The sequence below is a fragment of the Acetobacter tropicalis genome (assembly GCF_030644465.1).
GTDB classification, from domain to species: Bacteria; Pseudomonadota; Alphaproteobacteria; order Acetobacterales; family Acetobacteraceae; genus Acetobacter; species Acetobacter tropicalis.
Genome location: NZ_JAUYUW010000001.1, coordinates 2,806,549 through 2,824,885, shown reverse-complemented (window position 1 = coordinate 2,824,885; position 18,337 = coordinate 2,806,549). Strand labels below are relative to the sequence as shown.

13 protein-coding genes and 1 riboswitch are annotated in these 18,337 nt (G+C 53.7%); of the genes, 4 read left to right on the top strand and 9 right to left on the bottom strand.

Annotation, left to right across the window (positions count from 1 at the left end; translation table 11 throughout):
- The first annotated feature begins 325 nt into the window (after window positions 1-325).
- Window positions 326-1,366: an SDR family oxidoreductase gene (locus tag QWU00_RS12840; protein ID WP_035377944.1), complete on the top strand. Its 1,041-nt coding sequence runs from the start codon at window positions 326-328 to the stop codon at window positions 1,364-1,366.
- A gap of 329 nt (window positions 1,367-1,695) precedes the next feature.
- On the opposite strand, the gene QWU00_RS12835 is transcribed toward QWU00_RS12840, so the two are convergent.
- The 3 genes from QWU00_RS12835 to QWU00_RS12825 all read right to left on the bottom strand — a co-directional run bounded on the left by QWU00_RS12835 (window position 1,696) and on the right by QWU00_RS12825 (window position 8,553).
- On the bottom strand, window positions 1,696-4,320 hold the full coding sequence (locus QWU00_RS12835) for a TonB-dependent receptor plug domain-containing protein (protein ID WP_193562547.1): 2,625 nt from the start codon (window positions 4,318-4,320) through the stop codon (window positions 1,696-1,698).
- A gap of 399 nt (window positions 4,321-4,719) precedes the next feature.
- Window positions 4,720-6,039: a lipase family protein gene (locus QWU00_RS12830; protein ID WP_035377942.1), complete on the bottom strand. Its 1,320-nt coding sequence runs from the start codon at window positions 6,037-6,039 to the stop codon at window positions 4,720-4,722.
- 120 nt (window positions 6,040-6,159) lie between these two features.
- Entirely contained in the window at window positions 6,160-8,553 is a 2,394-nt protein-coding gene (locus tag QWU00_RS12825) for a TonB-dependent receptor (RefSeq protein WP_035377941.1), read from the bottom strand.
- 675 nt (window positions 8,554-9,228) lie between these two features.
- On the opposite strand from QWU00_RS12825, the gene QWU00_RS12820 reads away from it, so the two are divergent.
- Window positions 9,229-9,615, top strand: a complete 387-nt coding sequence (locus QWU00_RS12820) for a VOC family protein (RefSeq protein ID WP_035377939.1) — start codon at window positions 9,229-9,231, stop codon at window positions 9,613-9,615.
- A 28-nt stretch (window positions 9,616-9,643) separates the two neighbouring features.
- On the opposite strand, the gene QWU00_RS12815 is transcribed toward QWU00_RS12820, so the two are convergent.
- Window positions 9,644-10,078 carry a CrcB family protein gene (locus QWU00_RS12815; protein WP_035377936.1) on the bottom strand — a complete coding sequence of 145 codons (435 nt, stop codon included), beginning with the start codon at window positions 10,076-10,078 and terminating at the stop codon, window positions 9,644-9,646.
- 90 nt (window positions 10,079-10,168) lie between these two features.
- Window positions 10,169-10,234, bottom strand: a riboswitch (Fluoride riboswitch).
- Window positions 10,235-10,512: 278 nt separating this feature from the next.
- On the opposite strand from QWU00_RS12815, the gene QWU00_RS12810 reads away from it, so the two are divergent.
- Together QWU00_RS12810 and QWU00_RS12805 are read left to right on the top strand one after the other, a co-directional pair.
- Window positions 10,513-11,484, top strand: coding sequence for a DMT family transporter (locus tag QWU00_RS12810; RefSeq protein ID WP_187668546.1), 972 nt, complete (start codon window positions 10,513-10,515; stop codon window positions 11,482-11,484).
- Between the two features lie 245 nt (window positions 11,485-11,729).
- Entirely contained in the window at window positions 11,730-12,503 is a 774-nt protein-coding gene (locus QWU00_RS12805; RefSeq protein WP_052051156.1) for a prephenate dehydrogenase, read from the top strand.
- 128 nt (window positions 12,504-12,631) lie between these two features.
- Here QWU00_RS12805 and QWU00_RS12800 read toward each other — a convergent pair whose 3' ends face one another.
- The 5 genes from QWU00_RS12800 to cobW all read right to left on the bottom strand — a co-directional run bounded on the left by QWU00_RS12800 (window position 12,632) and on the right by cobW (window position 18,075).
- Entirely contained in the window at window positions 12,632-13,399 is a 768-nt protein-coding gene (locus tag QWU00_RS12800; RefSeq protein WP_035377934.1) for an SDR family NAD(P)-dependent oxidoreductase, read from the bottom strand.
- Window positions 13,400-13,613: 214 nt separating this feature from the next.
- A complete protein-coding gene (locus QWU00_RS12795) occupies window positions 13,614-15,182 on the bottom strand; it encodes a cobyric acid synthase (protein ID WP_304651058.1) in 1,569 nt (522 codons plus the stop codon).
- 14 nt (window positions 15,183-15,196) lie between these two features.
- Window positions 15,197-15,823, bottom strand: a complete 627-nt coding sequence (gene cobO / locus QWU00_RS12790) for a cob(I)yrinic acid a,c-diamide adenosyltransferase (protein WP_035377932.1) — start codon at window positions 15,821-15,823, stop codon at window positions 15,197-15,199.
- 196 nt (window positions 15,824-16,019) lie between these two features.
- Window positions 16,020-16,607 (bottom strand): histidine phosphatase family protein, encoded by a 588-nt coding sequence (locus QWU00_RS12785; protein WP_035377929.1) that lies wholly within the window; start codon window positions 16,605-16,607, stop codon window positions 16,020-16,022.
- Between the two features lie 418 nt (window positions 16,608-17,025).
- Window positions 17,026-18,075, bottom strand: a complete 1,050-nt coding sequence (gene cobW / locus QWU00_RS12780; RefSeq protein WP_035377928.1) for a cobalamin biosynthesis protein CobW — start codon at window positions 18,073-18,075, stop codon at window positions 17,026-17,028.
- Window positions 18,076-18,337 lie beyond the last annotated feature (262 nt).

Sequence of the window (18,337 nt, the reverse complement as noted above, 5' to 3'; positions counted from 1 at the left end):
CGTCTCTTAAATTACGCAACGCAAAAGAGACCAGACACCAACAGTTTCTAATCGCTAGCAGCGTGAGTGAATACTTATTTATCTTCTTCTGAGTTTCTCATAACATTGAACGAGCCAAATTAAAGAATAATCCAGCTCCCTATTTCAATTTATACACGATATTCATTACAGATATTCTTCCCCTCTGCTTTCAATAAAAACGGAACCTCCTGGCACCGCTCGCGTCTGTCTACACAAGACATGGCCCCGCCTAAGGGATGGAGACTTTTACAGTCTCTCTTGGCTCCTTGCCTGCCCCCAGCTTTTTAAGAGAGGAGAAGTCGTCATGACGGATGACACGCATACCCCCGAGCATGATCCGGTGCGCCGCCGCCTTTTTAAGGTTGCTGGCATTGCAGCCGCTGCCGGGGCATCATCCTTGCCATTTTCCACTTCTGCCGCGCCATCCCAGAAAACAGGAGCTTCCATGCCCAATGCCTCCAACACCCCGCTGGAAGACCCGCGCTCCCTGTATCCACATGCACCGTTCAAGGCACAGCCACAGGAATGGCCCGGCCTTGCATCCAAAATGACGCCGCTGCCAGACCACGGGGAAAAGAGCTACAAAGGCAGCGGACGCCTTGCCGGACGCAAAGCACTGATTACAGGCGGAGATTCCGGTCTAGGCCGCGCCGCAGCCATTGCTTACGCACGAGAAGGTGCGGATGTCGCCATCAACTATCTGCCGCAAGAAGAAGCAGACGCCAAAGAAGTGGCAGAACTGGTGCGCAAGGAAGGGCGCAAATTCGTCGCACTGCCCGGGGATCTGCGTCATGAAAAATTCTGTCAGGATCTGGTAAAGCGGGCTGCTGAAGAACTTGGTGGGCTGGATATCTTCGTCAATTGTGCCGGACGCCAACAAACACATGACAGCATTCTGGATGTGACAACCGAAGCGTTCGACTGGACACTCAAAACCAATCTTTACGCGCTGTTCTGGCTCAGCAAAGCGGCCATTCCGCTCATGAAGCCAGGCTCAACCATGATCTTCACTTCCTCCACCAATGCGTACGAGCCCTCAGTTAATATTCTGGACTATTCAATTACAAAGGCAGGCATCTCCAATTTTGCCAAAGGGCTCGCCAAGCAACTGGTTGAAAAAGGTATCAGGGTGAACGCCATAGCACCCGGTCCATTCTGGACGGCCCTTCAGGTCAGTGGTGGCCAGACCATGGAAAATGTCGAGAAATTTGGTGAAACTGTTCCCATGAAGCGCCCGGGCCAGCCAGTAGAACTCGCCCCGGTCTATGTGATGCTGGCATCCAGTGAGAGCAGCTACCTCACTGGCCAGGTTGTGGGGGCAAATGGCGGTGTGGGCCTCCCCTAACCCCGGAAATTGCCCCTTGCACGGATGCAAGCGGCTTTAAAAGTCTGCAAACGCAATCCGGCCGTTTCCTCCACGGGAAGGAAACGGCTTTTATCCTGTTATCCTTGCGCCAAGATTCAAACCTGTTTTGCCGGTTTCAATGACCCCACGCCATCCCCTCTTTACGGGCTGTGCAAAGGGTCACAAAAAAAGCCATCTCCGTTAACAGAGATGGCCTTTTCTTTATCTTTTACGATAAACGGGTTTTCAAAAAATGGTCTTCAAAGTGTTTCCTGACACCATCCTCTGAAAAGAAGCGGCTTTTATCAGCCGCTTCCAGTAAGAACCCTTTAGAACGTCGCGTTCACGCGTCCGTAGTAATAACCACCCGTCATGGGCACCTGAGAGGATGACTGATCATAGATGTAGGCACCAAGGTAGTTCACACTTTGCGGCACGCGCCGGGGGCGGATATTGAACAGGTTGTTACCACCTACTGCCACATGCCAGTTCTTGTTTACCCGATACCCAATTTCCAGATCTGTCAGCCAACGGGGCGAATTTTTGAACTGGTAGAAATCGGTCACACTATATTGCAGCGCCTTTGGACCCCAATCCTGATACTGAAGCATGTTTGTGGTTTCACCGTAACGGGTCTGGCGAATATTCACATCCCAGTTTCCGACCGTGTAGAAGGCATTCAGAATGATCTTGCTACGCGGATAAGCTGTGGTGATGTAACCGATATTCTGGGCGTTCAGCAGTTCCTCCCCATTGGTGCCCAGACCGTTATGATGCAGGCGTGTGCGGTTGAGGTCCAACGCCATGGTTGTTGTCAGGGTGCCATATTTTCCCATACGGAACGTGTAGTCCGCATTGATATCCAGCCCCTGTGTGCGGGTGCTTGCACCGTTGGACAGATAGTAAGCCTGAATATTGTCCAGTGATGCGTCATTCGCGGGAGGCGTAAAGCCCATGGACTGAATGGCCGACACAGCAGAAAGACCACTAACAGTTCCGCCCTGCACAATACGATCACGAATATTAATCTGGTAGACATCCACTTCCACGTGGAAGCCACGAACAGGCTCAACCACAATCCCGCCTGACACGTTGGTTGAACGTTCCGGCTTCAGCCCAGGTGCCCCAAGACTACGCGCCGCTGCAGAGTCAGCCGCCAGCAACCCGGAAGCCCCGTTGGGGGAAACGTTCATGGCGCTGTAGTGCTCTTCAGCCAGCGTGGGGGCGCGGAAACCGGTGCTGATTGTACCGCGCAGGGCAATCCGTTTTGTAATGTCATACCGGGTGGAAACCTTGCCGTTTTCCGTATTGCCTACGTCTGTATAGTGTTCAAACCGCCCTGCAAAATCCAGTTCCCAGTTCTTGAGAAGATGGAAATCACCATCCACATAAGCGGCCCAGATGTTACGATACCACTTGCCCGCGTTCTGCGGGGCCAGACCCGCAAAGCCCTGCGTGCCCCCCAGCGCATAGGAATAGGGATTACCAGCCCAGATTTGATAGGATTCCATACGGTGTTCACCACCAAAGGCCAGCACCACGGGAACCGTATCTGCAATCTTGAAATTACGCCGCAGATCAAGATTGTTTGTCCACTGCGCCATATTGAAGCTTTCAGCCCGTACATCCGTTGGGCTGGTCCCGCATCCGGCAGGAGAAAAATTTGCGCCTGCATTGGGGTCAGTTGAACAGGTGGACTGCAGAACGCCGGTATTAACGGTGTTCTTGTTCCCGATCTTGTTGTAGTCCGCGCCGTAGGTGGAAGAAATGTCCCACTGGAAGCCGAGAAAATGGTCGCCCTTGGCTCCTACAGTTGCGGCGTAATCATTTTCTTCCGCTGTTTCAATCGGTGTAAAACCCCATGGCCAGTAAGGAAGCGCAACGCCACCCCCTACGTTTGGCACACGATAGTTCTGATACGTTTCAGCATGACGGTGCGCATACGTGATGCTGCCATAAAACATCACATTCTGGTTCAGAGGCTTACCCCAGTCCAGGCCAAAGCTTTCCCGCGTTTCCTCCGCTGTGCTCAACACTTTATTGGAAGTAGCAGGAATATGCGCGCCGGTGCTGACATAGGATGCCACATCATGATCAGCCGGTTGTTCCCCTACCAGACGATGATCGCGCACGTTTTTGGGCACCATGTGGTCCGTATGGTACATCTGGCCGGAAAGATGCAGGTAGCCATCATTCCCTAGTTTCATGCCCCCATCGGCATTGAACTGATACTGCCAGCCATCCCCGTTATAAGCATTGGCCCCTGTCTGCGCTGAAACATTCAGGCCATGATCCTGCTTTTTGGTAATGATGTTGATCACACCGGCAATGGCGTCTGACCCATACATGGCCGCCGCGCCATCTTCCAGTACTTCAATATGATCAATCATGTTGGCGGGAATCATGTTGAGATCAACGCCGGTCGTACCAAAGTTCGGGCCGGAAGTGGCTGTAAACGTTGTTGTTGTATGGCGGCGTTTTCCATCCACCAGCACCAGAACCTGGTTGGAGCTCAGCCCCCGCATATGAATGGAGGAAACAAGGGCCGCCGCATCTGTGCCCATGGCTTCCACGTTGACGGACGCATAAGTGCGGGTCAAGGCATCAGCCAGGTTCATCTGGCCAGACCGGCGCAATACCGCGCCGCTTACCACTTTAACCGGGCTCATGCTCTGCCGTGCATGACGATTTTCCGAGTGTGTGCCAGTAACAATCACATTTTCACCGGAATCCGCCACACGATGGCTTGGACGTGGAAGAGAGCGGGCCGGTACAGCAGGCCGGGTAGCGGTTGCCGCACCGGCTGTATGGGGGAGATCGCGTACTGTCGCTTTTTTGTGGGGAGATTTATGCTGGGTGCCCTGGGGCACGGTAGCAGCAAACGCCTGTGATGCCATTCCCAACATGGGAACTGCCAGAATAGTAGCAGAAAATAATATTTTCCGGGATGTCATGTGCCGCCAATCCCTACTGCATTTGAGTGTGTTGCCCACTCATGGGATATCAGCCACGTGTTTTTTGCAATTCCAAAGTTACGATCCCGTATCTGTTTGGAAGATTTGTTGTCTTTTTGCAACATACTCTCTGTTACAACAAATCTTCTACAGAGAGGAACCTTCTTGTCCTTCATGTTTCACAAAAACGGACAGAACAGTCTTCCTGTGGCAATAGCCCTCGCCCAAGCTGCTCAGTCTCTCTCATTCGCCTTGAAACGTTTTGGGGAAGAAAGGACGGGACACACCCGCAACCACCCTGGCTGGCATATGCCGCAAACAGCCGTTTTTGCTTTGTCCAGCCTAAATCGAAGCCGTCATGCAGTAGGACGGACTCTCTCCGAGTCCGTCGTTACAGTTTCAGAGCGTGTTGCAGTTCTGCTCAAATGGTTTGCCTGCAAAGCGATCCTTGATCCAGACAATTTGATCCTGAGTGGAATTGATCATGGTCGGATCATGATCTAGGCCGGGATAGAGGTGAAAGAACAGCTTGATGCCATTTTTACAGGCTTTCTGAGCCGTTTTTTTCACACCGCCGGGTGGCACGGACACATCTCCTCCTCCCGTCAGCACCATCAGCGGACCTTTTACCGGCTTATCGCCAATAATATCTTCCTTCAGCATGGCCTGAACCGCAGGTACTTTGGTCCAGTTCGGTTTCATGATCTGTGCGCTGGTTTTGCCCAGATACGCCGCATACCCCGTAAACCAGCACCCCTTGGTGGCAATCAACGGGTAATGTTCATAGCCTTCCTTGGTCAGGACACTCTTTACATCAAAGTCCGGATAACGGGCCTTCAGGCCATATGCCACCATAGGGAAGTAAAACGGAGCACCCACTTCTTCTGGCTTGGGGTCAATAAAATCAAGCATATCCACTGTACCAGACACAGAAACCGTACCCAGATAATCCGGGTTGTTCATCTGCTGCTCCATTTCCCCCACACTCCAGGATGCCATACCGCCCTGTGAATGGCCATCGGCCACCCACTGCTTGCTCAGCACGCTCGGCAGCGCGGCGTGAGCAGCGGCCACGGAATAAATGACATCATACCCCTGAGCCAGCTTGTTCATATACTGGTGTGCGCCGGGCGTGCCTTGCCCATGATAGTCCGTCGCCACAACAGCCAGCCCCGCTTTGGGAAATTCAAACAACCCTTCATCCCCGTAATAGAGATCTTTCATCAGAGAAGGCGCGCAAGGTTGCGCCACACCGCTGGTGCCGTGGGCCCACGCCACCACAGGCCATCCACCAGCAGGCGCTGGCCCCGCAGGCAACAGCACGAAACCAGATGTCACAACATCATGCCGTTCCGCATCCAGAGAGTGGTACAGAATACGCCATACCGTCATCCCCGCCGGGATGGCATAATCCGTGACCTTTTCCGCCCGGATCAGTCCACCGGGCCATGTGGGCGCATCAGCCGATGGAGCATCTGTATAGAAAGGCGTAATGGGAAGCGCCTGTGCTGCCTCCAGCTTCAAGCCCTCGGGGATGGTTTTGGGGAGGTCAGCCTGAGCAAAGGCAGCCTGCGACACACCACATGCCATAGCAGCCACACCCGCCCCGGCCAGAAGCACCTTACGCACCGCACCATTTTTGGGTACCGCCGCCTTTTTCAGACACTGCGCCAGAAGGTTACGTTTTTCAGAAAGAATTTCGGGGTGAGTGAAGGACATAACCTACGCCATTTCTGTTTCGAGAACGCTATAAAACCATGACTGACCGCAAAAATCAGCCAGGGCTTGCATTTAATTAAACAGGAAGCGGATTTTCCCTCCGCTTCCTGCCCTCGCCGATCAGCGGTTATACGTCAACAAGACGCCAGCATAACGCGGCCGCATGGTAGAGTTCAGTTGCAGCAGAGACCCCTGTACCTCGTTTGAACTTGTGACCATGGGGTGCAGATTGGGCAGATTATTCACATAGAAAGACAGGTTCATATTATTATTGAACCGGGCCCCCACACGCAGGGTCAGGTAATGCTGGGCCTGTGTCAGGTAATAGCCCGAATTGTACATCAGTGTTTCTGAATCCCGAATGGGTGTGGTGCCACTGGGGCGGCTGATATACTGGTAATCCGTCCGCACATACAATTGTCCATGACCAATGGAGATGATGTTCTTGGGAATATTGTACTGAACCCCAAGGCTATAGGTCCAACCCGGTGAGCCCAGTGTATCGCCTTTACGGGCAAGCAGGCCGTTCTGGTTGGTGCCCACATACGCATTTTTGGTATAATGCGCATCTGTATAGCCAAGCGTGGTATCGATCGAGAGGCCATCAAACGGATACAATGTGGCCTGAAGATCAAACCCTTTGCTAACCGCTTCGCCCAGATTAGTCGTGTACTGCACGCCGCATCCCGGCAGATAGGCATTCTGCTGAATGTTGGACCAGTTGATGTAATACAGGCTTCCTGAAATTTGCAGACGATTATGGAAAAACTGGTTCTTTGACCCAACTTCCCAGCTTTTTACCGTGTCTGATTTGTATTTGCTGGGTGCCGAGGTCATGCCAAAATTATTCAGATCATTCTGGCACAAAAGCTGTGGCACGGGCGCGTTGGCACCGCCCACACGCCACCCTTTGCCCCAGCCCGCATACACCATGGAGTGGCGGTCAATCTGGTAACTCAAGGTAAATTTGGGGGTCACCGGGTTTTCGGTAATCTGGCCACTGGCTGTTGTGCGGTCACCATTATGGCTGCCATCAGCAAAGTTGTGGAAGTGATAATTGGCATTGGCATACCGCACACCTGCATCAAACTTCAGCCCTTTGATAATTTCCACCGTCGCGTTGGCAAAAACGGCAACCTGCTCATCCGTGGCGCGTGTCTGGTTGATGTAGGCGTTCTGCCCTGCATTGGGCCAGCCGCCCCAGAAATCGGAAGCAGACATATCAAACAACGCCTGTGTCAAAGCGTTTGCGTTGGGTTCCTGCAATTGCTCGGAACTCATCTGCTTGTCGTTCTGATAGTATACACCGGCCACCCACATCAGGCGGTTAGCCACCGGATTGCGGGACTGCACACGAAATTCCTCGGTAAAATTACGCTGCTGGTTCAACACGCGTGAGGGACCATAATAATATGGCGTGTTGGGGTTGATCCCTTGCTGGGTCAGCAAGGGATAGTACGGGCTGCTGCCATCCAGAAATTCATTATAATAGGAAAGCTGATAAAGCGTGCCGTTATAGCCCGTAATATTGTTACGGTGCAGATAGGCCGTGTTCGAAATCAGCGAGACATTCCCGATATCATATTTGATATTCAAAGACGGCAGATAAAAACGGTCCGTGTTCTGCTGGTATTCGGGCGAATTGGTACGGTATTCACTTTTGCCAGGATTGGAAAGACCCGCAAAATAGGTATCACTATCCCCCACCAGACGCTGTTGATACATGATGGACGGCGTAATGCTCAGGTTTTCAATCGGTTTGACCAGAACAGAACCACGAAACACGTTTACATCATCATTATTGGTGTTTTTGTCTGTCTTTTTCCCGGTTCGGTAATCAAGGTGATCGATATAACCGCCCTGCCCCTGCCGTTCCGCACTGACGCGAAACGCCAGCTTGTCCTTGATGATCGGCCCGCCAAGCGCCACACCCAGATCATATGTCGGCGCGCCATACTGTGATGCTGAGACATCCGCACGGGCATAGGATGTATATTTATGCAGGTTCGGTGCAGGCGTGATGTAACGCACAGCTCCGCCTTCTGCACCGGCCCCAAACAGGGTACCCTGCGGGCCGCGCAACACTTCCACCCGTTCCATATCAAACAGTTGCGGCACCGTGTTTTCCGCACTGAAACCCAGATTACGGATCTGGATGGGTGTATCATCCAGATAAATTCCCGTGGTAGCTGACCCTGCACTGGATGCCAGACCACGCACAACCGGCGTTTTGGATGTGGGGTCAAATGTCAGGCCCGGCGTAAAGCGGAGCACATCCTGAATGGTTTTGGCGCCCTTCATATCCAGATACGCCTGATTATACGCGGCAACACTGACCGGCACACGCATGATGGAAGTTGCGCGACGGGTGGACGTTACCGTCACCGCTTCCATGGCCCCTGCTGCGGCTTCCGCCTTGGGCTTCTTATGTGGCTGAGAAACCTGCCGTATGGAGGCTTCCTGTTTCCCCGGTGCCTGAGCAGCATGCAGTTTGCCTGATGAACGTTTTTCCACGCTCTCCCCTGCTGCAAAAGCCGCGCCTGCATAGCCCGACACACAGGCCCAAACAGAAAAAGCCCCGACCAATGCAGTAGAATACGAACGGACAGAACACAAAGAACGTTTACGGCACACAAGGGGCGAATAAAGGAAAACAGGTCTTTTGCTCACGTGTGTCTCTTATCATTTAAGGGCAAGGGGAAAGCGGCGTTCACAACATCAGGCCGAAGGGGCAGAGCACTTAATTTTATATCCAGTCTCTGTCCAGACATCTGTTGGCGCATAAGGCCCTGTTTCCTGACGGGAACAACACCAGTATTAAAAACAAGATAAAACCGAGTTCAAAAATATGATGCCTATAGCATCAGAAAAAAATTTCATGACCGTTCCAGAAGGACGGATGTTACTTATCCGCAACAGTGTTGCATTTTTTTACGCTAGTGCTGGAAGAAGAAAAAAGACGTTAGCTGGTCATGATCCTGCATCGTTTTAACACCCCATCTGACAGGCCCTTCTATCGCTAGAAAAATACCGGGCCGTCCCGCAATGTCTTTCTGGTGTTTTCTCAGAACTTTAACAAATCCACCCTGTCATAAAGAATGCCCGTTCATAAGCGGCCTGCATTTGACGTCTTTAAACAGAGGGGTAAGGTGGCGTCTTCCTGAACGTTACACGGAATGACGATTTTTCATGTTCAGTCACATCATGTTGGGCAGCAACGACATTGCCCGCTCCAAAAAATTCTACGATGCAACGCTGGGTGTTCTGGGCTGTGAGCCCGCAACCCCTAACGCCAAAGGCCGCCTGACCTATACGCATGACGGCGAACGCCTGGTGATCACCACGCCGCTGGATGGCCAACCCGCCACGGCAGCCAATGGCGGCACAATCGGCTTTGCCATGACCAGCGCAGAGCAGGTTGAAGCCTGGCATAAGGCAGGTGTGGAAAATGGCGGAAAAACCATCGAAAATCCGCCCGGAGTGCGCCACACGGCAATGGGAGACTTGTATCTGGCCTATCTGCGGGACCCAGACGGCAACAAACTGTGCGCCATGTATAAAATGCCGAGCGCCTGAGGCGCATCCTTATAGAGAGGAAACTTCCTTACACTTCTTCTTCAATATCCGCCTGAGCAACCATAATGGCATGGTGGTTCAGGCGGGATGCCAGAACATGCCCCACAGACGCGGCCCCTACGCACAAGAAAACTGACAGCCCTATAGTCAGCAGAGCCCGCCCCCAGGCCCCGATACGCAGCAGATCAAGCGTTTGCAGGCTGAAGGACGAAAAGGTGGTGTAACCACCGCACAGGCCGATCATGACAAACAGCCGCATGTTTTCAGAAACAGGATAACGCCCGCCAGCCAGTGTCAACGTTCCAAAAAATGCGATGATGAAAGACCCCACCATATTCACGGCGAGTATGGTACCCCATGGCATCATCCGGCTGTATGGGCCAGTCAGCACGGACACAACATACCGCGCCAGTGTGCCCAACGCACCGCCCAGCATAACAATAAGACAGGTATAAAAAGACATCACACCCGACCCTCTTTCTTGCGGCGGGCCATGTCTCTCCCGCCGTTATGGCGATAGACGCAGCCCAAGGCCCCGGCTTCCACCACGGTTATAACGGCAGGAGTCATCAGCCCCGAGCGGGCGGTTATAAGGGGGAACCCCATCCCCTGTGCCGCGCCTTATAGGGCAGAGAAAGCAAGTGCTCAAGCAAACACGCACCAGAAAATCTTCGTCCTCCGCACTGCCCTGCTGCCTGCTTGTACCGTCACATAAAAGGCTGCTCGGCCGCCCATCCCGCCAGAACAGTCCTGCCGCAGTCAAAAAACATGTAAAAACAAACTCCTTTTACTTTATGTGTTTTGGAGGTATTGGCCCTCCCCTGCGCAGCGCGTCACCATAAAGGGACGAGCCAGACATCCTGCCTCTTTGGCACCACTGATACGGCTTTTACGGTAATGGACCCCAAAACCCTTTTCTCCGGCATGGCGCTGGCCTTTGGGGCTTACGCCTCCTTCGCTATCAGCGATGCCTTCTCCAAACTTCTGGCGGGCCAATTAAATCCGTTTGAAGTTGCGTTTTCCGGCGGTGTCTTCGGATTTCTGATTCTTCCCTTTCTTCGCAAGCCGCATGAATCCTATCTGGATATCTTCCGTCCACAACAGCGGGCCATGTGGGTGTTACGCGCCTTCTGTGTTTTTCTGGCTACAGCCGCCAGCGTGGAAGCCTTCATGCTGCTTCCCATGCCAGAAGCACTTTCGCTCATGTTTCTGATGCCCCTGTTTGTCACCATTCTTTCTGTTGTGTTGCTGAAAGAAAAAGTAACGGCCTGGGCGTGGCTGGCAGTTGTGCTGGGATTTGTAGGCGTGCTGATTGTGCTTCGGCCGGGTGTACGCGCGCTTCATCTGGGTCACCTGTGCGCACTGGTGGCAGCATTTGCCAACGCAGGTAGCGTGATTGCCTACCGCCTTGCCAGCAAGGAAACCGTTCGGCTTTCCCTCTTTGGCTCCAGCCTGATCGGGCCGTTGATTGGTAATGCTCTGCTTATGGGGCTACACGCTACCTGGCCCCCAACCGTTAGCTCCTGGGTGTATCTGTTTGGGTATGGTTTTCTGGCAGCGCTCGGTCAGCTTCTTATGATGCTCGCCACAGCACGCGCGCCCGCCAACCGCGTCGCTCTGCCCCAGTACAGCCAGATGGTCTGGGGGGTCGTGCTCAGTTATGTGGTGTTTCATCAGCCGCTGGATAGCTGGACTTTTGTGGGGATTATCGTGCTCACGTTCTCCGGTATGCTCAACTGGGTGCGTCAGCGTATCCGGTACGAACGCATGGCCTTAAAAGAACGACTGGAACGGCAAAAAGCCAAAAAGGCAGCCAAACTGGCGGCAAAGCAGGCAAGCAAACAAGCTGCTGCCGCCTCCAAACCCTGAGCCCCTCCCTCACTACAGAGGGAGCATATACTGCGTCCTCCCCTTATGGAGCAATTTGACTCCCACAGTATTTTCCTGCAGGCTCTTGGTCATGGCAACGCTCACACACAACAGTGGACTGTATTATTCACCGCGCACATAGCGGTGAATGTTGTCTATTATTGGTCAACCGCCGCCCTGCCAGCGGTTGACGATGTTTCTCGAACACCCTTGGCTGTTGTCGGCACGCTAAGGAATGTTCGTTTATGAGACACTCTCTTCCCTTGCCCCATGATGAACCACCATCCGTTGGCCTCATCGGCTTTGGTGCCTTCGGGCAATTAGTCGCGCGCCATATTGCCCCGTATGCGCCGGTCTTCGCTCATGATAGTCGAAACTCGCTTGAAGACACCGCACAGGCACTTGGCGTCCAACTGACTGACCTAAGAACTGTTGCCCGGTGTCGGATTATCATTCTAGCCGTTCCTGTTCAGGCAATGGCTGATGTGCTTGAAAGCATTGCCCCCTTACTCAGGTCCGATGCGCTGGTAATTGATGTTGGTTCCGTAAAGGTCAAACCAGTAGAGATAATGGTCAGTCTGTTGCCATCCACTGTCAGCATTATTGGCACGCATCCCTTGTTCGGCCCACAGAGTGCTGGCCAGACAACAGCAGGTTTGAAAATCGTACTGTGCCCTGCACGCGGCCCCTATCACACAGTAGCGGCCTTTTTGCGCAAGACTCTCCGGCTGAACGTTATTATCTGCACGCCAGAATACCATGATCAGAACATGGCCGTTACGCAGGCGCTTACACATTGGCTGGCTCAAGGCCTGAAAACACTTGAACCTTTCTCCCCCCACCTGACAACACGCAGTTTCGATCTGCTCCGAGACGCCATGAAAATGGTAGAAAAAGATGCTCCCCAGGTCTTTGAAGCCATAGAATGCCTCAATCCTTACGCCTCTTCTATGCGCAAGCAGTATCTTGGCCTACTGAGTACTCTGGACAAAAAACTGGATACGCTCACCCCCGCCTAAGCCGCGCAACCGCTCCTTCTCTGCCTTGCCCTACACAGCCGCTTAACAGCGTGGCCAAAGGATTTGTACGCCTCTTTCGCGCCTGCAACCCGGCACCGCAGGATGCCATGCCGGGTTTATTATCGCCCTTAACCAGCCATGGTCCGATCAACAGCCAGCCCGGCTGAAGCCTGACAGGTTGGCATCATTTCAACCATATTGATATTCACATGCGGCGGCAGTTTCAGCACCCAGGCCACCGTTTCTGCAATGTCTTCCGGCAGAAGAGGCTGCGTCTTATCATACACTGCTGCCGCTTTCTGGCTGTCACCCAGCCGCACCTGACTGAACTCGCTCCCTCCACACAGGCCAGGGGCAATATTGGTTGCCCGCACCTGTTTGCCCAACAGATCACTGCGCAGATTCCGCATGAATTGATCCACAAACGCCTTGGTGGCCCCATACACATTGGCCCCCGGATAAGGATAGATACCCGCCGTACTGCCCAGAGAGACCACATGGCCTGCGTTGCGTTCCACCATGCCGGGCAGCAAGGCACGGGTAATTTCAACCAACCCGGTCACGTTGGTCGCAATCATCTGCTCCCAGTCAGAAAGATTGGTCTCCCATGCTTTTTCAAGCCCCAGAGCCAATCCGGCATTATTCACCAAAACATCCACCTGCTGCCATTCAGCAGGCAGACTGCCCGGCAGAGCTTTCACCGCATCCAGATCGGTCATGTCCAGCTTGAAAGGCAGCAGGTTTTCGCCTGCCTCCCTGGCTAAAGCCTCCAACCGTTCCTGCCGGCGGCCGGTCGCAATAACCCGAAATCCTTCCTTTACCAGCCGCAATGCAATGGCATGACCAAAACCGGCCGTAGCTCCGGTAACCAGAACCGTTTTAAGCGGATGCGCCATGAATGATCTCCTCTGAGTGAACGTCATGCATCACCTTAGCATTGGAGCCGCATGCCGCAATCACCCCCTCATTTTCAGGCCGAACTCTGAACAGAGGCGCTTACCGGGCGGACATCCAGCAGAAATGGCCAAAGCTGGAAGAGGCGTTCACCCGAAAACGGTCACCCATGAAGTCTGAGAGGCCGATAGACCTGCGCGTTTCCAGCCCAAGCTTTTACGCTTTCTCCGCAACATGGGCTGAACATGGCGGCACAGCCAGCGCCAGAACGGCATCCAAATCCACATACATTTCCATATGAGCAGCCAATGCATCCAGAGCCTGCTCTATGGCTGCGTCATGATGATCCGGCACGCTGCCCCCGCTTCTTCCACGACCAATTTCATACCACTGGCCACCGGGCGCAAAATCCGCTCCACCAGAACGGGCCAACAACGCAAGGCGTGCAGCACGGTTTGCAAACACGCCATGCAGATAAGTGCCGTATATCTGCCCGCTTGCTGAAACTGCCCCTTCCGGCTGTGTTTTCAGGCGCAATAAAGGCCGCTCTCTGCCCACGCCAAACGTCCGCCCCATATGCATTTCATAACCGGAGACAGCTGTATGTGTGCCTTCAATAAAGCCGCTTGTTTCTTCAAGATTTTTTTCATGGCTCAAGACGGTTTCCACGTCCAGAAGCCCAAGGCCTGCCACAGATCCGGGTTCTCCTTCCGTGCCAGAAGGATCAGCAATCGTCCGCCCGAGCATCTGATACCCGCCACACACACCCATGACATGACCTCCCCGCGCAACGTGAGATAAAATATCCTTATCCCATTCTTCCGCGCGCAAAACAGCCAGATCGGCTATAGTTCCTTTTGATCCTGGCAAGAGCACCAGATCGCATTCGGGCAGGCGTTGCCCCCGTTTTACGGGCAAAAGTGTGACACCCGGTTCCGAGCGAAGAGGATCAAGATCATCAAAATTGGCAATTAGCGGCAGAAGAGGCACCGCAATGCGAAGAAGAGGGGCAGGACGCCCCCTCCCGTTACCATCAACCTGCGCCCCATCTGAAGCAACGGAGGCCAGATTAACCATCAGATCAGCTGCATCTTCGGCGGGCAGAGTTCTCACGGCAGGAAGATCAGGCACCAACCCAAGAGGAGCCCAGCCTGTCCGCTGGGCTATAAAATCCATACCATCATGAAACAGCGTGATATCACCACGCATTCTGTTGACAATAAACCCTTTTATTCTGGCAGCATCTTCTGGGGCGAGCACAACCTGAGTGCCAACCAGACTGGCAATAACACCACCACGGTCTATATCTCCTACCAGCACAACCGGCGCATTGACCGCCTGAGCAAAACCCATATTGGCGATATCCCGCGCCCGCAGATTAATTTCTGAAGCTGAGCCTGCCCCCTCCACCACTATCAGGTCCGCACGCGCCGCCAATCTGTAAAAACTCTCCAATACAGCAGGAAGAAGTTTTCCTTTCTGTTTCTGATACGCGCGTGCGGCAACCGTATCCTGCCTGCGCACCTGCACAATAAGTTGCGCCCCCGTCTCACCCTGCGGCTTGAGCAGAACGGGGTTCATGTCCACATCTGGCAACACCCCACACGCTCGCGCCTGCAACGCCTGCGCCCGCCCAATCTCTCCCCCATTGGGCGTAACTGCCGCATTGTTGGACATATTCTGAGGTTTGAAGGGAAGAACCTTTAATCCACGCCGCGTAAACGCCCGCGCCAACCCGGCCACTAAGGTTGATTTTCCAACGCTTGAGCCCGTGCCCTGCACCATAAGAACGCGTGCTGTCAAAACTCCACGCCCTGCTGCGCTTTCACCCCATTTTTAAAGTGATGTTTCACTGCCCCCATTTCTGTTACCAGATCAGCAGCCTCCATCAGGTCTGGTTTTGCATTCCGCCCTGTCACCACCACATGCTGGCCGGGCACGCGCGCTGCAATATCTGCCAAAACCTGCTTTATGGGCAAATAATCATACCGGAGCGCCACATTCAGTTCATCCAGCACCACAAGCGCCACATCGGGCCGTGCAAACGCCTGTCTGGCTACGGCCCATGCGCGCTCACACGCGGCAATATCCCGGTTCCGATCCTGTGTTTCCCACGTAAATCCTTCGCCCAAGGCATGCCATTCCACCAGATCATCAAACCGCTCCAAGGCGCGACGTTCACCTGTATCCCATGCCCCTTTAATGAACTGCACCACCACTACATGCTGGCCATAGCCTAATGTTCTCAGCACCATTCCAAATGCAGCGGTTGATTTCCCTTTGCCCGGCCCGGTGTTGACCATCAATAATCCCTTTTCTATGGATTTTGAGGCCACTTCCTGATCCTGCATTTTCTTGCGTTTCTGCATTTTCTCACGATGGCGCGCCTGTGCAGCTTGCTCTTGTTCAATCGGTTGATCTGGCATGAGTTTTTATGGTCTCTTTTGTCTTATCTGTATTTTTCATAGAATCTCTCTGGCAGAAGCCTTAAAAATCTGTGAGATTTCTGTCAGGAGCACAGAACGGGAAGAGGCTTCCGGATATCATAACTCCCCATCATGCCATACTATCCACAATGGCACCGTCTTGATCCGTCTCCTGCCACTGCCCCCTCATACCCTTTTATTCTGCTGCACAACTGGCTTCCGCCAAAAGTTCCTGCTGGTGCGCCACCATAAACAGGCGCGCAGACCCCTGCGGCATGGACGGAGCCAGCAGTTCCGGCTGTTTTCCTTCCGCCAATGCGCTAAGCACGCGCAGCGGACCACCATGAGACAGAACACAGGCGGGCACACCAGCTTGCTTGATATCCTGCCAGAAAGCGCGGGCACGCTGACTAAGCGCCATGCCACTTTCCCCGCCCGGCGGGGCAAAGCGGGCGGGATCTGCCGCCCATTCATCCAGTTGAGCGCGGCTGATTTCCTGCCAGTTCATACCCTCCCAGTAGCCGAAATTCAGTTCGGCCAAACGCTCATCAATTTTCAGTTCCATACCTGTGGCGGTGGCCAGTTTCTGCGCCATCTCCCGGCAGCGCATGGCGGGCGAACTGTATATTATGCGGCATACTGCCCCCTGTGCCAGCACAGCCAACCCTGAGGCAAGCCCTTCCCACCCGGGCCGGAGGGCAACATCCTGCCGTCCGTAACATACCCCTTCCGGCAACAGGACCGGAGCATGCCGAACCAATAAAACAGGGAAAGACTGCGCCATTCTTCTCTCCTTGGGCTTTCGGCCCATCTCATTCAACCGCTGCCCATACTCTGGCGTAGAGTTATCTTACGGCCCCATACAACAGGATCATACCCGTTCAGCGCCTGCTTTTTTGGCAAAGCGGATATGAGGCAGAAAGGCGGAACCACACGTAACTGTGTCCTCCCCTTTTCAAAAGGGAGGAGGGTCTTACCCTTTCGGGAAAGCCGCGCTCGCTATTCGGAACCGTATGCTGGCACCTACCGCATATTAAGAGACTATGCCGCACACCATGCCCTCCCATGCTTCTTCCATCCTTAGACCGCTCTATCATATTGTATGGAGGGACGTTCTCAGCAAGTCTCATGTAACAGCCACAACGTTGGGGGAAGGCTTTTCTCTCGGCCCGATATACTCCGCTCACATTTCAGCGTACGGATTAACCCGCATCCACCAACGCTGCCCGCAGCACAGCTTCCTTCAATCCTTTCTGACCGATCATGACAATACGTCCCATCCGATCGGCCCCTGCGGCTAAAGAACGGTCAAACTCGTGCCGAAAGCGCGTGCCGACCCCTTGCACGGCCAACCGTTTGGATTGCCCCTGCACCGCCGCATAGCCTTTTGTGCGCAGCACATCATATTTACGGGCCACGGCCTGCAAAAGTGTCAAAAACCCCTCCACACTGGATTGCTCTGGCACCTTGATCACAAACCTTTCAAAATCGTCATGTGCAAATACGTGGCCATCTCCCTCTGAAAAAGCAGAGTATGCGCCGGGATCAGCCTTCGCATCTGCGCCCACACCCAGCAGGATGGCAGGATCTACTTTCCCCTCGCTCGCGCGCAATATTCTGGCAGCCGGAGGCGCAACCTGCCTGATGGCTTTTTCCACCGTATCTATCCCGGCCGCATCCAACAGATCCGTTTTGTTCAGCACAATCAGATCTGCCGCACTTAATTGGTCTTCAAAAATAGCCACCACAGGATCATCATGATGGAAGGCTTTTGCGGCGACTGTCGCCCTGCTCTCCTTGGCGGGTCTGTCTCCAAAACGACCAGACGCCACGGCAAACGCATCCAATACAGTTATGACTCCATCAACCGTGACGCGATTACGCACGGTAGGCGAACCAAAAGCCTTCAGAAGTGGTCTCGGCAAAGCCAGACCCGATGTTTCAATCACAACATGTTCAGGAGGGTGCTCAAGATCCAAAAGGGCTTCCAGAATGGGAAGGAAATCCTCTCGCACAGTACAACACAGGCAGCCGTTGGGAAGTTCTACAATCTCTTCCCCACAACATCCCTCCATGCCGCATTTGTGCAGGAAATCCGTCTCACTGCCGATTGCCCCATCAGCCTGCACCACAATCGCTACCCGATGTCCCCGTACATTCTGAAGAATATGACGCATCAGGGTTGTTTTTCCTGCCCCCAAGAAGCCTGTAATCAGAGAGACAGGAACCCGTTTGGCAGATGCAGCACTCATGGTTTTGTCCTGCTCATTGGTTCAGAAGGATAATAGCGGGACCGCCCATTTCACATCCACGCCACAAGAAAAGCTAACGCCTACCTGCAATCACAAGAGACATAACGACCAACCCGCAGTTTCTCCACAGTGAACGTGCGAGATTGCATAAGGTTTACCGGGGATAAGGGGTTATTTCCGTCCTTAGGTAGAGGCGCGCTCATCACACGGTTGGGGGTTAGTGTCCTTTCCAAGTAGAAACGGCTCCTCTCACACACCCCCT